This is a genomic window from Arthrobacter sp. 10N44_2 (assembly GCF_056394385.1).
This window is the reverse complement of the sequence record NZ_JBFTHT010000018.1, coordinates 36814-50998: the sequence shown is the minus strand read 5'-3', so window position 1 is coordinate 50998 and position 14185 is coordinate 36814. Positions and strand designations below refer to the sequence as shown.

Here is a 14185-nt window from a genome sequence, read left to right as displayed (position 1 = left end):
CCATCATTGTCGGGCCGCGGCGCCCTGGCTGCCAGAGCAGTATGGCCCGGATGCGCGCCGGCTGCGGGCCATACTGCTCTGGCAGTCACAGTGTCAGCGCGAGAGTTTGGCCAGGGCGGTGGCCGCGAAGGTCCTGGCCGAGGCATTCCACAGGCCCAGCAGTGCCTGGAGGTTCTCGCCGTCGGCCCGGTGCGCTGTGGTCTGTTCCTCAAGGACCGCCAGGACGCCGGTGCGCAGCTCCGTGTTGAAGTTGACCTTGCCCACGTTCATCGCGGCGGCCTTGACCAGTTCCTCGGCCGGAATGCCGGAGGCGCCGTGCAGGACCAGCGGGATCCGGGTCCGCACGGCGATGTCCTGCAGCACGTCCCAGCGCAGCCGGGGCTCCCCTTTGTACTTGCCATGGACATTGCCCACAGCCACGGCGAGCAGCTGCGCCCCGGTGCGGGCCACGAAGTCCTCCACCTGGGCGGAGTCGGTGAGCCCGGCGGGGGCGTCCGCCACTGTGCTGCCTCCGTTATCCGCGGCGTCGCCTGCGTTATCCGCGGCGTCGGTCCCGAAGGCCCGGTCCTCGTCGCCGGCGAGTCCGCCGAGTTCTGCTTCAATGACGACGTCGGCCCGGCCCTGCGCTGCCAAGGCCGCGCGGACGTTCCGGACCAGGGCGATGTTGTCCTCGTACGGCAGCGAGGACCCGTCGACCAGCACCGAGTCGGCCCCGGCACTGACGGCGTCGGCGATCACCTGCGGGTCGGTGGCATGATCCAGCTGCACCGCAATCGGCACGGAGGCTGCGTCGGCGAGTCCGCGCAGGGCGGCGACCAGCCGCAGCCCGTTGGGCGTTGCCGCGGTCTTCGGTGCGACCAGCAGGATGGCGCCCCGGCCGGATTCCTCGGCCGCCCCCACAACGGCGAGCGCGGTGGTGAAGTCGTAACAGGTGAACGCCGGAACGGCAGAGCCTTGCTGCAGGGCGCCGGTCACCAGGGTGTCCAGTTGGGTACGCATCAGGCGCTCAGTCCCCCCACCAGCATCCAGGCGACGAATGTCAGGGCGAAGCCTGCCAGTCCCAGCACGGTGGTGAGCACGGTCCAAGTCCTGAGGCCGTCGGCGACGGTCAGTCCGTAGTAGCGCACAACCACCCAGAAACCGGCGTCGGTCACGTGGGAGAGGCCGAGGGCGCCGAATCCGATGGCGATCACGATCACGGCGGTCTGCGCCGGCGTGTAGCCGCCGCCGGCGACGGCGGAGGAGAGCAGGCCGGCCGTGGTGACGATCGCGACGGTGGCCGAGCCCTGGGCTGCGCGGAGGGCGAGGGAGATGATGAAGCCAAGCAGCAGCAGCGGAACGCCGAGCGTGTCGAGGGATTCGGAGAGAGCCTTGCCGATTCCGCTCACCTGCAGGACGCTGCCGAACACGCCGCCTGCCGCAACAACCATCAGGATGGACGCGATCGGAGGCAGGGCGCCTTCGAAGATTTCGCCGGTTTCCGTCAGCGACCACTGCCGGCGGACGGCCAGGAGGAAGAAGCAGAGCGCAACGGCCACCAGCAGGGCGAAGACGGGGTTGCCCACGAACGCCGCGACGCCGTACCAGAAGTCGTTCTTGTCGATCACCAGGGTGCCGACGGTGCCGAGGAGGATCAGCACGATCGGGGTGGCAATGAGGAAGATGATCAGTCCCGGGCGGGGCGGGGCGATGGCTTTGCTGCCCGGGCCCTCGTGGCCAACGCGGACCATGGTGGCGGAGCCGAACTCGTCCACCTGGGTTTTGACGGCCGGCAGCAGTTCGTAGGTCTTGCGGTTCATGATGGACGCGACCCAGTAGGACAGGAAGCCCAGCGGCACGCAGATCGTCAGCGAGATCAGGGCGATCAGTCCGATGTCGGCGCCGAGCACGCCGGCACCGGCAACAATCCCCGGGTGCGGGGGCACGGCCACGTGGATGGCCAGCATGATGCCGGCCATGGGCAGGCCGAACTTCACCGGGTGGACGTTGGCAATTTTAGCGAAGGCGTAGACGACCGGCACCAGGACAATGATGCCGACCTCGAAGAACACCGGAATCGCGACCAGGAATCCGACTGCGGTGAGGGCGACGGCCACGCGGGTGGCCCCGAGCTTGGCGGTGAAGTGGTCGGCGAGGGACTGGACGCCGCCGGAGACCTCGATCATCCGCCCCAGGATCGCGCCGAGCGCAATCAGGAGGGCGACCTTGCCCATGGTGCCTCCCACCCCGGCGGCCACCACGGTGAACACGTCCTTGAGCGGGATCTGCGCGGCCACGGCCACCAGGATGCTGACGGTCAGCAGGGCCACGAAGGCCTGGATCTTGAAGCGGATGATCATCACCAGCAGCAGGGCGACGCCGGCCGCCGCGATTGTCAGCAGCAGCGGAGTTCCCAGCTCCACGGCCGGCTTGATGACGGGCGCGTCGGCTGCGCGCACCATCAGGGAATTGAGCAGGGGGGTCATGAAGAGGTGTCTCCTTTGACAGGAAGGTCGCCCAGCGAGTCAGTCGCCGGGAACAGTGGGGTGGGGACCCGGCGACGGCGGAGGGGGGACCGCCGTCGTCGGGGATGGGGGTGGCTGGTTAGGCGGTGCGCCTGGTGGGCGCGACGACCTTGATGACGGCGGAGTCATCGGCGGCGGCGAGGCCCTGGGCCTGGCCGAGGAGGTAGAGCTGCTCGGCGGCGGCGGCCACCGGGGCGGCGAGGCCGGCGGCGCGGGTGGCCTTGCCGACGATCCCCATGTCCTTGACGAAGATGTCCAGCCGGCTGAGGACTTCGGCGCCGTCCTCGGTGTAGGCCTCCAGGATGCGCGGTCCGCGGTTGGAAAGCATGAAGGAACCCGCCGCGCCGGCTTCAAGGGCGGCGAGGGTCTTGGCCTGGTCCAGGCCGAGGGCGTCGGCCAGGGCCATCGCCTCGGCGGCGGCGGCGATGTGGATGCCGCAGAGCAGCTGGTTGACGGTCTTGAGGGCCTGGCCGTCGCCGGGCTTGTCGCCGACCACGGTCAGGGTGGAGGCGAGCAGCTCAAGGGCCGGGCGGGCCTTTTCCTGGGCCTCGGGCGAGGCGCCCACCACGATCAGGAGGTCGCCCTCGCCGGCACGCTTGGGGCCGCCGGACAGCGGGGCATCAACCAGTTCGACGCCGTATTCGGCCAGGCGGTCGACGGCGGCCGGGATGGCCTCGGTGCCCACGGTGCTGCCCAGGATCACGACGGCGCCCGGCTTGAGCACGGAGGCCACGCCGTTCTCGCCGAACAGGACATCGTTTAGCTGTTCACCGTTGCGCACTGCCAGCAGCAGCGCGTCGGCGCCTTTCGAGGCTTCCCGTGCGGAGGCGAAGGTGCGGATGCCGGCCTCTTCAGCCAGCTTCAGGCGCGGTTCGGCGATGTCGAAGCCGTGGACGGTGAGCTCGCTTGCCAGGCGCGTGGCCATGGGCAGGCCCATGGCGCCAAGGCCAAGGACGGTGATGGTGTAGTTGCTGGTCATGGTGTTCTCCATCGAATGACGTTTGGTGCTGGGGGGATTAGAAGGTGTTGCTGAGCTTGCGCGTGACATCGGCGAGGGACTGGTCGTCGCCCACGTTGCCGGCGAAGACGATGTACGGGATGCCCTTGGCCGGTCCGTCCACCGGTTCCCACAGGCTGACGATGCCCGGCAGCATGGGCCCGCGGACTATCGCGTGCCGGATTTCCAGGCCGTGTGCGGCCACGTCCGAGGATGTGATGCCGCCCTTGGCGATTACGAAGCGGGGCGGGAAGGTCTTTAGCGTGCGGTTCACCACGGCAACGACGGCGGCAGAGACGGTGCGGGCGATCCGCAGGCTTTCGGCGGCGTCGGAGGTCTTGATCAGGAGCCGGCTCGTGTGCACGATCACGTCGCCGCCGCGGAGGGCAGCGACGACCGTGTCCACGGTTTCGTCCAGGTACTCCCCCGCGTTGTCGCCGAGGAGCTTCTCGACGTCGATCTCCACGATCCGGGCCGCGCTGTGCTGCTCGGTGAGGGCGTTGAGCTGGCGGGTGGTGACACCGACGTGCGAACCGACCACGATCAGGCCACCGGCTTCCGAGGGGATGTTGCCCGCATAGGCTTCCTCGCCGCTGAGTTCGGTGCGGATTTCCTGGCCGATCCGTGCCCGAACAAACGGCGGGCCCACGCGGTAGAGCAGCTTCTTGCCGCGGCTTTCCGCTTCTTCCAGGCCCAGGGCCAGCGCCCGCAGGTCGTTTTCGGTGACGATGTCCGCCACGATCGGAGTCGAATCCGTGGCGGCGTCGATGGCATCGGCAATGGCCTTGGCGGAGATCATCGGATCGGCGGACGCCCGGATGATGTCCAGATCCAGCACGATCACCGAATCCGCGGGGAACCGGCCGTTCGACTTCTCCTCGACATACTTGGCCATCTCCGAGTTGGCGAAGCCGAAGCTGGCGTCCCGGGCGAATTCGGTCTCGGCCACGGGGGTGAGCTGCCCGGCGTCCGTGCCTGTGCCGCGGGTGAAGTGCACGCCGCCGACCGTGACGCGGCCGGCGTCGGGGAACGCGGGAACGATCACGACGCCGTCCGTCTTCTCGCCGTTGACGGCGGTGACGGTGGCTGCGATGACGTCCGGTTCGAGCGGGTAGTGTCCGCGGAGGGTGGAGTCGCTGCGGCTGACAAAGCTGAGCCGAAGCGCGGGTTCAGCGGACGCTGCGGCCGCGAGTGCGTTGCGGACGATCTCCTCGTTGCGGGCAGCCGCCTCGGCAGGGTCAAGGCTGCGGGTGTTGGTGAGCACGTAGACCGCGCGCTGGCGCTGGCCGTCGACTTCGTAGGCGAACGCCCAGGCAAAGTCCGCCACTTCCCAGCGGGTGAGGACCGGCAGGTTCGCCACGGACTGGGTGCCGGTGGGGTCGTCGTCGAGTACGACCAGGACACGGGGGGATGCCTCGGAGGAGGCGGCCACGCTGTCTGCCACCAGCCGGGCGGGGATCTGTACTTCCGCGGGGAAAGCGGCCAGCACGTCTGCTTCGAGGGGCACTATGCACTCCATTGTGTGTGGATCTGTCAGTGGAAAACTGCGGTTCTCCGCGAGCCGCAGCAGGAACAAAATGTAAGATGTCAGACATCTTGCATTTGAATGCTAGTGTGGCATATGGCACAACGACGCGCAAGTAGACTTGGCCATCACGGAGCACACCATCAGGCAACAAGTCGCTGGACGGGGAGAATTGGCTAGGAAATCGCTGGTCGGCGTTGTGGCCGACGAACTGCTGGATCGGATTATTGGCGGCGAGTTCCCGCCCGGCGCGAGCGTCCCCGGCGAACTGGAGCTCAGCTCCCGGCACGAAGTCAGCCGCATGACCGTGCGCGAGGCCATGAAAACCCTTGAAGCCCAGCGGATCCTCAGCGTGGAACGCGGCCGGGGCACGTTCGTGAACCCGGTGAACCGCTGGGGCTCCCTGGACGCCGTGCTGCGGGCAGCCTCGGAGGGCACAAACGACGCCTCGGCCGCCATCCAGCTCATCGAGCTCCGGCGGATGCTGGAGACGGGCGCCTGCGAACTGGCTGCCGGGCGAATGTCGGACACGGACATCCAGGCCCTCCGCGCGCACGTCGACAGGATGCGGCTGGCCCACGAGAGGAATGATCTCGCGGCATTCGTGGAGGAAGACCTCGCTTTCCACGACCTCATCCTGCAGGCCTCGGAAAACGTCTTCGTCGCCGTGTTATTCGAACCCTTGCACCGCGTGCTGGAAAAACGGCGGACGGAAACTTCCAAGGTGCCGGAGATCCAGGAGCACGCCATCGGGCACCATCAGAACATCGCTGACGCCCTGGCCTCCCGCGACCCGCACCGCGCCCGCGACGCCATGGACGCCCACATGCAGCAGACCCTTGACGATCTGAAGACCTTCGTGCTGGCCGGGGGCCCGGCCTGACGCGGACCCGCACTTTGCCCGGATGATGAGCTCAGGCGAGCGAGAGGAAGAGCTTCTCGAGTTCGGCGCGGTCCAGGCTGGGGTCTTCCTGCTGCATGCACTGCTGCAGGCCCGTGGCAATGATGGAGAACCCAGCCTTGTCCAGGGCACTCGACACGGCCGCCAGCTGGGTCACGACGCTCTTGCAGTCACGGCCCTCCTCGATCATCCTGGTGACGGCCGCGAGCTGGCCCTGGGCGCGGCGAAGCCGGTTAATGACAGGCTTCATGTCGGTGGGATCGAGTTCCATTGGTTCCTCCGGTTCGATGCGTCAGGCTCCACATTATACCCCCCTGAGTATTTCGCCTCCCGGGTGGCGGACGGCCAGGGGTGGCCGCTGCGGCCGCATGCCGCCCCGCTAGGGGCATAAGTACCTAGCGAGGCATGGAATATCGGCGTATTGCTGGTGATGTGAACGCCGCCAGGTTCCTAGAGCCGGACGCCGGCGGTACCGGCGTCAACCTCCCCGCCGCGGGGCCGTGGCACCCAGGGGATCAGAGCTCCGCACGCGGGCGTGCCGGTGACCTGCGATCCCGGCCCTGGAGCCGGTATGTCGCCTTGGGCGACTCGTTCACGGCAGGCGTCGGCGACCCGGAACCGCTGAGCCCCGGGGGCATTCGGGGGTGGGCGGACCGCATCGCCGAGGAACTCGGCGAGGGCCGCCGCGAGTTCGGGTACGCAAACCTTGCCATCAGCGGCCTGGTCCTGCGCGAAATACTCGACCAGCAACTCGGACCGGCCCTGAACCTGAAGCCTGACCTCGTCTCGCTCTCCGCCGGCGGGAACGATCTCGTGTTTCATCGCGGCGATCCGGACCGGATGGCCGCGGCCCTGGACGACGCCGTGGCAGCCCTCTCTGCCACCGGGGCCACGGTGGTCCTGTTCACCGGGCCGGACTGGGGCGAAACCGCTGTGTTCGGACACATCCGGGGGAAGGTCGCGGTATTCAACGAGAACATCCGTGTCATCGCCGCCCGGCGTGATGTCGTCATCGCCGATTTGTGGGCCCTGCGGCAACTGAGCGATCCGCGGATGTGGGATCCGGACCGCCTGCACTTCTCGCCGCTGGGACACCACACCATTGCGGCTATGGTCCTGGACACGCTCAGCGTGCCACACCGTCTGCGGCCGCTGGAACCGAAGCCGATGCCGCCGGGCAACTGGCGGGAGACCCGGGCCGGTGACCTGGCATGGATGGCGCACTACATGCTGCCCTGGATGGTGAGCCGGATCAGGCCGCGCGCAGACACCCCGCCCCGGCAGGCCAAACGCCCGCTGCCCGGACCGCCTCCCGGGGTCCCGGACTCCGGGCACAAACCCCTAGTCCGGCCGGGTTCGGTCGGCTAGTCTGCAGGAACGGCCCACAGCCGGGCATCGATGGCGATCACGAGGAGCGAAGTTGCCTAATCACACTTACAGCATTTCTGAAATTGTCGGAACCTCGAACGAGGGCGTCGATGCGGCCGTCCGGAACGGCATCGCCGAGGCCGCCAAGACCCTCCGGAACCTTGACTGGTTCGAAGTCAAGGAGATCCGCGGCCACCTTGAAAACGGGCAGGTCGCCGACTGGCAGGTCACCATCAAGCTCGGGTTCCGCCTGGAGCGTTGACGCCAGACTCCGGAGCGGGCCGGCACGCACCGTCCCGCTCCGGAGAAACCCGCAACCCGTCAGGGCAGAGGAGGCCAGGGCGGAGAGGAAAACTTCATGCGCTATACGCATCTGGGCCGCTCGGGCCTGACAGTCTCGCGCCTTTGCCTGGGCACCATGAACTTTGGCCCGCAGACCGAGGAGACGCAGGCCTTCGCCATCCTGGACACCGCGCAGGCCGCCGGCATCAACTTCGTCGACACGGCCAATGTGTATGGCGGGTCCAGCCACCGCGGCTGGACGGAGGAAATACTTGGCCGCTGGTTCGCCCAGGGGGGCGAGCGCCGCGAGCGCACGGTGCTTGCCACCAAGTTGTTCGGCACCATGACCGACCGGCCCAACGAGTCCAAACTCTCGGCACTGCACATCCGCCGGGCGCTCGATGCCAGCCTGAAACGGCTGCAGACGGACTACATCGATCTGTACCAGTTCCATCACGTGGACCGGAACACGCCCTGGGATGAGATCTGGCAGGCTATCGAGGTCGCCGTCCAGCAAGGCAAGATCCTGTACTCCGGCAGCAGCAACTTCGCCGGCTGGCACATCGCCCGGGCCCAGGAAACCGCCGGCCGCCGCAACTACAACGGGCTGGTCAGCGAACAGTCGATTTACAACCTGCTGACCCGGGACGTGGAACTGGAGGTCATCCCGGCCGCCCAGCAGTATGGCCTGGGGATCCTGCCATGGTCGCCGTTGCACGGCGGCCTGCTCGGCGGAGTGCTGAAAAAGGAGAACGACGGCGTCCGCCGCATCGCGGGCCGTGCCCTCGAGGCGCTCAAGTCGCACCAGAAACAGATCCGGCGATACGAGGAATTCGCCGCCGAACTGGGTCAGGAACCCGCGGACGTGGCACTCGCGTGGCTGCTCCACCAGCCGGCAGTCACCGCCCCGATCATCGGCCCGCGTACCCTCGAGCAGCTCGAAGCCTCCGTCAGGGCGCACAAATTGAAGCTCGACACCGATGCACTCAAGCGCCTCGACGAGATCTTCCCGGGCCACAGGACGGCTCCGGAAGACTACGCATGGTAGGGCGCAGTCGGCTGTTTTGGCACCCCGCCCGGCGAACCCACGGGTGTCGGGTGGCTCTTTGATACTAAGCATGATTAGTATTAGGGCAGAAGGATGTAGCGCACCCGGCGATCCGGGTGCCTCCTCTATGAAAGAAGAAGGAACGAAAAATGGGTTTTCTCGCATTTCTGATTCTGGGCCTCATCGCCGGCGCCATCGCTAAGGCTATCCTCCCGGGACGTCAGGGCGGTGGCATCATCATCACTCTGATCCTGGGCGTCGTCGGCGCCCTGCTCGGCGGATTCATTGGCAGCGCACTGTTCGGCGTGGGCATCAACGAGTTCTTCTCGCTGTCGACTTGGCTGCTGGCCATCGGCGGTGCGATCATCGTCCTGCTCGTTTACGGCATGATCAGCAAGCGCTCAGCCCGCTAACACGGAAGCTGACCGGAAACCGGCCCTGGGTTGTTCCCGGGGCCGGTTTTTTGCACTATTTTGACAGCAAGGCGGCCTGCCGGCCGCACGGGCCGGCACTGCCACCCACTGTCCAGGAACTGTTCAACAACGTCTACTTTTCACCTACGTCAGGGAGCAGGAGCACAGCATGAAGGGCAAATTTCTTTTCGCCACCGGACTGGCAGCAGGGTACGTCCTGGGATCGCGGTCAGGCCGCGCAGCCTATGACAAGCTCAAGGCCAGGTCGGCAGAGCTCTGGCACAGCAAGCCGGTCCAGGACAAGGTGGCCGCGGCAGCAGAAACGGTCAAAGACAAAGCCCCCGAGGTCTCCGAGCATCTCGGCGAAGCCGCCCGCCGCGCCGGTACCGTCCTAAGCTCCGCTGTCCACCGCGACGCCGGCCACGGAAGCACGTCCGCGGCCACGCCCGGAACGGCCACGCCAGGAAAACAGGGAGCAGCCACGCCCGGAACGCCGGCACCCGCGGCCCGCGATGTCCATTCCGACCCTGCGCTCACCGACCAGACCGGCCAGGACTGGTCGGACGAGGGCGGCGCCACCCCGGCGGGCCCCGCTACCAACGTGGACGGGGACAAACTGCCCTAGGAGGGTCTTTGAGGGGCCACCGTCGCCGCCTCTGCCGGCTACCGCCCGCCGGAGGGCAGCAGCACGCCAGCCACCACGGTGGCCCCCAGTTCCTCCGAGTGCAGCACCCGGGCCGCCAGTCCGTGCCCGCGGAGGATTCCGGCCGTCTGCGCGGACTGCCGGCGGCTGGTTTCTATCAGCACGTGGCCGCCGGGCGCCAGCCACTGCCGCGCGCCTGCCGCGACCCGCCGCTGCACCTGAAGCCCGTCGGCGCCGCCGTCGAGGCAGGCCCGCGGCTCGTGGACGCGCGCTTCCTGCGGCATGGTTTCGATGTCTGCCGAGGGAACGTAGGGGGCGTTGACGGCCAGCAGCCGGACCCGGCCCCGGAGGCCCGCCGGGAGGGGAGCATAGAGATCACCCTCGTGGACCTCCCCGCCCAGGGGCAGGACGTTGGTGCGTGCACAGGACACGGCCGCGGGGTCGATATCGGCGCAGTGGAGTTCGGCGGGGCCGGCGAGGGCCGCGAGCGCCGCACCGACAGCGCCGGACCCGCAGCAGAGATCGACCACGACCGGTGCCGGGGCGTCGCCCCGCGCCATGCGGCTTGCGTCCAGGAGCGCAGCGGCCTGCCGGACGAGGAATTCCGTCCGGCGGCGGGGCACGAAGACTCCGGTGTCGACCGCGATGCGGAGTCCGCAGAATTCCGCCCAACCGAGAATGTGTTCAAGGGGAAGGCCGACGACCCTCCGGCCGGCCATCCGTTCGAGCGCCTCCGGGGTCGGGGCCGCGTCGATCAGCAGGCGGGCTTCGTCTTCGGCAAACACGCAGCCGGCTGCCCGGAGCCTGGCCGTGAGTATCTCGTGCGGGGAAAGATGGCGGATTACTGGCATGGGAGCGCCTTTCGGTCGGGTGTCAGACGCCCTCACCGTGAGCTGGCCGCGGCCGGCCCTGCTGGGCGGGCATCCTTTCTGGACTTGCGTGAACGGGACCCACCTCCTTTTGCTGCAGTTGCTCGATTGCCCCATGCTACCGAAGCCGCCCGCGGCCAGCTGTGATTGGTCCGGGTTTTACGGCCGCGGTTTGCGGCGGCGGATTGTGACGGCGGATTGTGACGCCTGCTTGGGATGCCTTGGCGGCGGCGGCTGGCAGGATGGCAGCATGGACTCCCTCCCTGCCCACGATCTCATCTGGACCGGCTCCTACACGGCAGATTCCGGCGGCCGCGGCACGGGGGTCGGCGCGGTTGCCGCGGCGGCGGACGGCACATTGCGCTGGTTGGGTGTTGCGGCGGCGGCCGACTCGCCGTCCTTCCTGGCGGTCCACCCGTCTCTCCCTGTGGTCTATGCCGTGGCCGAGCAGGCCAGGACCGTCCGGGCCTACCGCCGGGCGGGCGCGTTTGGACTGGAGCCCGCGGGCACGGCGTGGCCGGCCGGTGACGCGGCCTGCCATGTCGCCGTCGAGCCTTCCGGCCGTTTCCTCGTTGTCTGCTGCTGGGGCGACGGCCAGGTGCTGTTCTATGAGCTCGACGCCGACGGCGGCATTGTTGACCGGACGGCCGGCGTCGAATCGTGCGACCCGTACGGTGAGGCTCCCGGCGGGGGCCCCGGCGAACGGGAAAAACGGCCGAGCCGCGCTCATGCGGCACTTATGCTGGCCGACGGCAGGGTGATGACCACCGACCTCGGCCACGACCTGCTGCGGATCTGGAATGTCGGCTCCGGACCGGGGCCGGCTCTGGGCCCGGCCCTGGACCATGAGGTGGTCCTGCCGCGGGGCAGCGGCCCCCGGCATCTGGTCCAGCATCCGGGCGGCCATGTCTTTGTAGTGACCGAGTATTCAATCGAGGTGGCTGTGGCCGGGTTGTCGCCGGACTCCGGGGACTTCCGGCTCGGATTCGTCGGGCCCGCCGCCGCCGCCGGGGCGCAGCCGGATGATTCGGCGGCAGAGATCGCGTTGGCGGCCGACGGCAGGTACGCCTACGTGGGCGTCCGCGGTTCGAACCGGGTCTGCGTGCTGGCGGTGGAGGCCGGGGGCGCGGCGCTGCGTCCGGTGGCCGACGTCCCCAGCGGCGGCAACTGGCCCCGGCACCACCTGGTCCGCGACGGCTTGCTGCACGTCGCCCACGAACGCTCCGGCGACATCGTGACGTTTCCTCTGGACGCGGCATCAGGGTTGCCGGGTATCCCTGCGGACCGGCTGCAGGTGGCCTCCCCCACCGCGCTGGTGCCGGCCCGGCCCCGGCTGGTGCACCGGGGGTGAGAAGCCGGCGCCCGGCTGACGCGGTGCTGCGGTGAAGAACAGGCTGGTGAAAAGCAGGCCGCTGGGTCAGCAGGCCGCGGCAAGCCCCGCAGCACCCTGATCGACGCCCTGTTCGCCACCATCCAGCTGGATCCCGCCCAACTGAAACCCGCCCTCCGGCTGGAACACGCTCTCCGCCTGGAAACCGTCGGCGAAGTGGAGTCCGTCCCCCGGCTGGATACCGCCGTCGAGCTGGAAGCCACAGGGACAGCGCCACAGGGCCGGAAGATCGAGGGACGGGTCCGCGGGCCCGAACGAGTAGGAGGGCATCGCCGGCTCCGGCGAGGTCCACTGCATGGGTGCGCCGCAGTGCAGCGGGGCACCGGGCGGGAGCACTATCGCAGGGTCCCCGGTCAGGGTTGCGGATTCAGCCACGGTGCCTACTCTCGTTGAGGTCTAAAAAACAAGTAGTAAGCATACATATAACTAGTTAAACGAGCTAGTTATGCCGCTCGGCACCGATGGCCGCGCTCATCCGGCGGAGGAAAGTGATGACCACGCGGGCGTCCTCCGCGCTCATGGACTCTGCCACCTCCATCATGCGCCGGTGCATGTGTCCAAGCGTGGCGCGGACTTCGGAGTCCGTCGCCACCGTCGGCACGATCACAAGGGAGCGCCGGTCCGTCGGGTGCGGCTCCCGCCGGACATGCCCGCTTGCTACCAGCCGGTCGATCAGGGACGTTGTGGAAGCGGTGGTGATACCCAGGACGCGGCTGAGATCCTTCGGGCCAACCCGTTCGCCTGTCGCTTTGGCCCGCAGCAGGTAGCGCAAAGCCAGCAGGTCGGTCTCACCCATCCCCATCGAATCGCGGGTGGACCGCCTGGTCGCCACCTCCGAGATCCGATAGTCGCGGAGGGCCTGCAGGATCGCCGCCGGAGGATCCAGGCTGTCATCGGGGCCATACCAGTATCCGGAGGCGCCGTGGGAGTCCATTCGCCAAGCCTAGCGGAACTGGTAACTAGCCAGCCGTGCAATCCGGGTGGCTGCAGCCACAGGGTCCCAGGGCACCGGAGCCCTGGCAGTTAGGGCCCGGACCGCCCGGACTGGACCCCGGTGGCGGGCACAAAAAAACCCCGGCCTCCTGTTGCCAGGAAACCGGGGTTTTTCCACTCTTCGCTAAAAGAGTGGGCCCTGTGGGGATCGAACCCACGACCCACGGATTAAAAGTCCGATGCTCTACCAACTGAGCTAAAGGCCCCAGCCGACAGCCCCGAACCAGCGGATAAATCCGCTGATGCAGCGCGTTTCGGCCCAGTCCATTTCTGGACGTTAACACTGTACCCCAGACCCGGGCCGGCTTTTTTCACGTTGGCCGCACCGGCGGCGTCGGCCCCCGGCGTCTACGGCAGCAGCGCGCACCGATCCTCGATTCCCTTGCGGCACTGGAGTAGCGTGGGGGCATGAGCGAGCAAGCAGGATCAAGCGCCCCCGGCCCGCGGCACCACAAGCCGAAACCCTTCGCACCGATCGACTTTGAGCCTTTCGCCGGAGGGGCCGATCCTGCCCGCGTCTCGGAGGCGGCCCATCTGGCCGCGCAGGCTCTCGTGCGCCGCGGCCGGGACAGCGACGACCCCAAAGTCACCAAACGGCTCGTCAAACTCGCCGATGAGCAGGGCCTGGAAGCAATCGCCGAAATGTGGGCCGAAAGCCCCGCCCGGTCCCTCCCCGGCGCACTGTGGCGCCTGTACGCCCTGCGGGCTGCCACCATCCAGGATCCCGAGCGGATCTCCGTCTACTTCAAGGCGGGCAAGGACACGGCCCAGGTTTCGCATGTGGTCGCCGGCGCGGCCGAACCGCCCGGCGCCGATGAGATGAAATCCATGGCGGACGCCATCCTCTCCGGGGCGTTCGACGGCGAATTCGACGTCGCCCTGGAACGCTCCGCAGCGTTCTGCCGCGTGGTGGCCCTGGGCCAGGCAACGCTTGCGGACAACGCCGAGCACAGCAACGAAAACCACGCCAGCAAACTCACCCGCAACTCGCATCTGCTCGTCAAGACGGCCGAGGACCTCGAGCACGCCGCCAACGCGTGGCGGCTGGGCGAGCTGGACTGAGGGGCCTGGCGGCAGGGGCCCGGATGAAGGGCCCGCAGCACCCAGGACACGCACGACGCGGGCAGGCTGTCAATGTTGACTTGCATGAACCTACGTAGAAAACTAAAAGCGGTGCCGAACCGCGAAACCCCCGGGCTTCAACATTTAGCCGCCTAGAGCGGCCTACCGCCGAGAGGCGTATCCGGTTCGG

16 protein-coding genes and 1 tRNA gene are annotated in these 14185 nt (G+C 68.0%); 8 read left to right on the top strand and 9 right to left on the bottom strand.

From position 1 onward, the window contains the following. Positions 1–93: 93 nt before the first annotated feature. From AC1DBX_RS17160 to AC1DBX_RS17145, 4 genes are all read right to left on the bottom strand, one after another. A complete protein-coding gene (locus tag AC1DBX_RS17160; RefSeq protein WP_476932308.1) occupies positions 94–999 on the bottom strand; it encodes a class II fructose-bisphosphate aldolase in 906 nt (301 codons plus the stop codon). Next, complete coding sequence (locus AC1DBX_RS17155) at positions 999–2465, bottom strand: GntP family transporter (protein ID WP_223914661.1); 1467 nt, start codon at positions 2463–2465, stop codon at positions 999–1001. Before AC1DBX_RS17155 ends, AC1DBX_RS17160 begins: the two co-directional genes overlap by 1 nt. Positions 2466–2583: 118 nt before the next feature. Continuing rightward, positions 2584–3483 (bottom strand): NAD(P)-dependent oxidoreductase, encoded by a 900-nt coding sequence (locus tag AC1DBX_RS17150; RefSeq protein ID WP_476849879.1) that lies wholly within the window; start codon positions 3481–3483, stop codon positions 2584–2586. Positions 3484–3520: 37 nt separating this feature from the next. Further along, a complete protein-coding gene (locus AC1DBX_RS17145; RefSeq protein ID WP_476856134.1) occupies positions 3521–5008 on the bottom strand; it encodes a four-carbon acid sugar kinase family protein in 1488 nt (495 codons plus the stop codon). A 190-nt stretch (positions 5009–5198) separates the two neighbouring features. On the opposite strand from AC1DBX_RS17145, the gene AC1DBX_RS17140 reads away from it, so the two are divergent. Further along, positions 5199–5909: a FadR/GntR family transcriptional regulator gene (locus AC1DBX_RS17140; RefSeq protein WP_223914664.1), complete on the top strand. Its 711-nt coding sequence runs from the start codon at positions 5199–5201 to the stop codon at positions 5907–5909. Between the two features lie 31 nt (positions 5910–5940). Here AC1DBX_RS17140 and AC1DBX_RS17135 read toward each other — a convergent pair whose 3' ends face one another. Next, positions 5941–6198, bottom strand: a complete 258-nt coding sequence (locus AC1DBX_RS17135; protein ID WP_018774886.1) for a metal-sensitive transcriptional regulator — start codon at positions 6196–6198, stop codon at positions 5941–5943. A 134-nt stretch (positions 6199–6332) separates the two neighbouring features. Here AC1DBX_RS17135 and AC1DBX_RS17130 point away from each other — a divergent pair, with 134 nt between their 5' ends. The 5 genes from AC1DBX_RS17130 to AC1DBX_RS17110 all read left to right on the top strand — a co-directional run bounded on the left by AC1DBX_RS17130 (position 6333) and on the right by AC1DBX_RS17110 (position 9663). Beyond that, positions 6333–7295: an SGNH/GDSL hydrolase family protein gene (locus AC1DBX_RS17130; RefSeq protein ID WP_476849881.1), complete on the top strand. Its 963-nt coding sequence runs from the start codon at positions 6333–6335 to the stop codon at positions 7293–7295. Positions 7296–7347: 52 nt separating this feature from the next. Then, on the top strand, positions 7348–7557 hold the full coding sequence (locus AC1DBX_RS17125) for a dodecin (RefSeq protein ID WP_223914666.1): 210 nt from the start codon (positions 7348–7350) through the stop codon (positions 7555–7557). 96 nt (positions 7558–7653) lie between these two features. Continuing rightward, positions 7654–8625 (top strand): aldo/keto reductase, encoded by a 972-nt coding sequence (locus AC1DBX_RS17120; RefSeq protein WP_476873300.1) that lies wholly within the window; start codon positions 7654–7656, stop codon positions 8623–8625. 149 nt (positions 8626–8774) lie between these two features. Beyond that, positions 8775–9038 (top strand): GlsB/YeaQ/YmgE family stress response membrane protein, encoded by a 264-nt coding sequence (locus AC1DBX_RS17115; RefSeq protein ID WP_018774889.1) that lies wholly within the window; start codon positions 8775–8777, stop codon positions 9036–9038. A 169-nt stretch (positions 9039–9207) separates the two neighbouring features. Next, entirely contained in the window at positions 9208–9663 is a 456-nt protein-coding gene (locus AC1DBX_RS17110; RefSeq protein ID WP_476932307.1) for a hypothetical protein, read from the top strand. A gap of 38 nt (positions 9664–9701) precedes the next feature. Here the strand turns inward: AC1DBX_RS17110 and AC1DBX_RS17105 are convergent, their stop codons facing one another. Beyond that, a complete protein-coding gene (locus AC1DBX_RS17105) occupies positions 9702–10532 on the bottom strand; it encodes a putative protein N(5)-glutamine methyltransferase (protein ID WP_476932306.1) in 831 nt (276 codons plus the stop codon). A gap of 268 nt (positions 10533–10800) precedes the next feature. On the opposite strand from AC1DBX_RS17105, the gene AC1DBX_RS17100 reads away from it, so the two are divergent. Further along, a complete protein-coding gene (locus tag AC1DBX_RS17100; RefSeq protein WP_476932305.1) occupies positions 10801–11901 on the top strand; it encodes a lactonase family protein in 1101 nt (366 codons plus the stop codon). 66 nt (positions 11902–11967) lie between these two features. Here the strand turns inward: AC1DBX_RS17100 and AC1DBX_RS17095 are convergent, their stop codons facing one another. From AC1DBX_RS17095 to AC1DBX_RS17085, 3 genes are all read right to left on the bottom strand, one after another. Beyond that, the gene (locus tag AC1DBX_RS17095) at positions 11968–12315 is read right to left on the bottom strand and encodes a hypothetical protein (RefSeq protein ID WP_476932304.1); all 348 of its coding nucleotides are present in this window, start codon (positions 12313–12315) and stop codon (positions 11968–11970) included. Between the two features lie 64 nt (positions 12316–12379). Beyond that, positions 12380–12874, bottom strand: coding sequence for a MarR family winged helix-turn-helix transcriptional regulator (locus tag AC1DBX_RS17090; protein ID WP_028276609.1), 495 nt, complete (start codon positions 12872–12874; stop codon positions 12380–12382). Positions 12875–13066: 192 nt separating this feature from the next. Then, positions 13067–13139 (bottom strand) — tRNA-Lys (locus tag AC1DBX_RS17085). A 202-nt stretch (positions 13140–13341) separates the two neighbouring features. On the opposite strand from AC1DBX_RS17085, the gene AC1DBX_RS17080 reads away from it, so the two are divergent. After that, positions 13342–13995, top strand: a complete 654-nt coding sequence (locus AC1DBX_RS17080; protein WP_018774895.1) for a hypothetical protein — start codon at positions 13342–13344, stop codon at positions 13993–13995. Positions 13996–14185: the final 190 nt, after the last annotated feature.